The organism is Bacteroides intestinalis (assembly GCF_003464595.1).
Taxonomy (GTDB): domain Bacteria; phylum Bacteroidota; class Bacteroidia; order Bacteroidales; family Bacteroidaceae; genus Bacteroides; species Bacteroides intestinalis_A.
In genome coordinates, this window is record NZ_QRZF01000056.1 from 1 (window position 1) to 2,393 (window position 2,393).

Below are 2,393 nucleotides of genomic sequence, written 5' to 3' on the forward strand. Positions count from 1 at the left end.
CGGTGCCGTAATCATTTCCCGTCAGGTGGTTTCCGTTGACGTCGTACTGACGGATTTCCAAGTTATAAAGATAATCCGGAACGTCAGTCGAGGCACGAGTTATCACACCGGGCAACAGGCTCGCGTTGAAGGCGGTTCTACCGCCTTCAAGGCGAGCCTGTTGCCCGGTGTGATAACGCGTGCCTCTACCGACGTTCCGGATCAACTTTACAACCTGGAAATCCGTCAGTACGATGTCAACGGAAACCACCTGACGGGAAATGATTACGGCACCGTCAACATCGGCACAAGTCTGGACGTCACTTTGCAGGCGTCTGACGACTGCCAGTTAGTATTGGTAGCCCGCGGCAGTGGTTCTGCAGTGGCGGCTTTAGGAGCAAAAACATTAGAACAAGTACAAAGTATGATAGTAAATTCTTCCGTGATAAATGCGATTGACCCCTCGGTTACGGGGAGCATGAACGCTATGCCTTACGTGCTTCACTTGAAGCATGTAAAGGTAGCCACTGTCAATGGTAAAGCTATCATTCAGAGTCCGGACGGCAGCTACGATATGCGCCTGATGCTGAAACGTCTGGCTACGCGTCTGACTGTAACATGGGATTATAGTGTTACAGATTATAAATTGAAACAACTCCTGATTCAGAGTGTACCGTTGAACTATACCATCGTGGATAGACCGGAGACTGACGGCACCTATCCCTCCATCGTTTCGCAGTTCACCACGCTTGAAAAAACTATTGCGAATGTCGATGCCGCACATGGTTCTTATTCCTGCTGGGTGCCGGCCAATGTCCGTGGTGAAAGTGCTGCTGCTACCACAGAAACGCAGCGCACGAAGGCGAATGCTCCTGTAGGCAGTACCTTTTTTAATTTCGTAGCCGTGAATACAACTGACGGAAAGAAGAAGTTCGACTACCGTGTTTATATCGGTTCCGGTTCTTCAACGGATTTCAATATGTATCGCAATAAAGATTATGTTTATACCGTAAACTTCGCACATGTCGGCATCCCTACGGGTGATAATCGTGTGACGTATATCGACCCTATTCCGGCTTCGGAAAATAACGATAATCTGGTGCCCACCGCCAATTGCTTTATGGTAGAGCCGGGCGGTGCGTTCTGCTTCGACCCTTTCGTATTTCAACAAAACGGAGCGGAAATAACCAACTCACAAATGACGGGCTGGTATCCTTCCACCGCCGGTACAGGCATCAAATCGGTAAGACTACTTTGGCAAACCCGTGAAAACGGTGATGTCGGTGATCCTGTAATGGGAATTGCCAATAGTGATGATGACCATACCAATATTGTAGACATCAAACGAACGATAGATAATAGTGATATCAATACGGTGCCAGCCAACGGTAAAGGGCAATGCCGCATCTATTGCCGTGTAGCTGCCAACACCACCGGAGGTAACGGAGTGATTGCTGCATACGACGGTCCGGATGGTACGGGAAACATTGTCTGGAGTTGGCATGTCTGGGTGACGGATTATAAGCCGGATACCCGTGGGGGTGAACAAGTCTTGGAACCGGTCAATAAGCGAAAGCTGCTCTTTTCGCTGAACAATGCAAGTGTACTTCCGATGATGGACCGTAATTTGGGAGCAATGGCGGGATATGTAGATGAAGCTCCGACTTCCTTTGTCGAAATGTCCAAGACCAACGGTTTCCATTATCAGTGGGGGCGCAAAGACCCGTTCCCAAGTAGCTATACGACTAAAAAGATCAGTGTGATTAATAATAAAAATTCATCTACGCCTCCCGAAGGTATGTTGAATCGCTATGCGGCGGATGGGATTACATACGTGGTGAATGGAGGACAATCGGGGACAATCAGTTACCAGACATCTTGCCGGCAGCCGCTTGTATTTTATGCAGCCAGTAACAAAGGTCCTGCCTGGACAAATATCGCAGCAGCGTCATTCAAAGGGTGGGATGAAACGGATAAACCTGTTTGGGATCCATGTCCTGCCGGGTGGAGAGTTATATCCCAGGTTGATCTGGCTGCTGTGTGTCAGAATGGAAGTAGTCTGCCTAACAATAATATAAAGAATTATAATACGAGAAATGACGATGGTGGCTATCTGCTTTATTTCGAACAGTTGAATGGCGGGCATGCCTCTTATTTCCGATTTACAGGTTATGGCAGATTCATGGATACATTCGAGTATATTGGAGATTTATGTTCAATATGGACTCGAACTAAAGGAGATGATGGGGATTATAGAACGTATGCGGGCTGGTTTAATACAGAGTCTGCTTATGGTATCGTAACTAAATACCAGTCCGATGCCCATCCGCTTCGCTGCGTGCAGGAAAAGGCTGATTAACGGTAAGGAATAATTCAAAGTAATTTGAATACATTCGCTCTTTGACATGCTGGAA

At 47.4% G+C, this 2,393-nt stretch carries 1 protein-coding gene; it reads left to right on the forward strand.

Translation table 11 applies throughout. From position 1 onward, the window contains the following. The coding region (locus DWW10_RS25795) for a DUF4906 domain-containing protein (protein ID WP_409012387.1) at window positions 1-2,338 on the forward strand (2,338 nt) is incomplete at its 5' end. Window positions 2,339-2,393 lie beyond the last annotated feature (55 nt).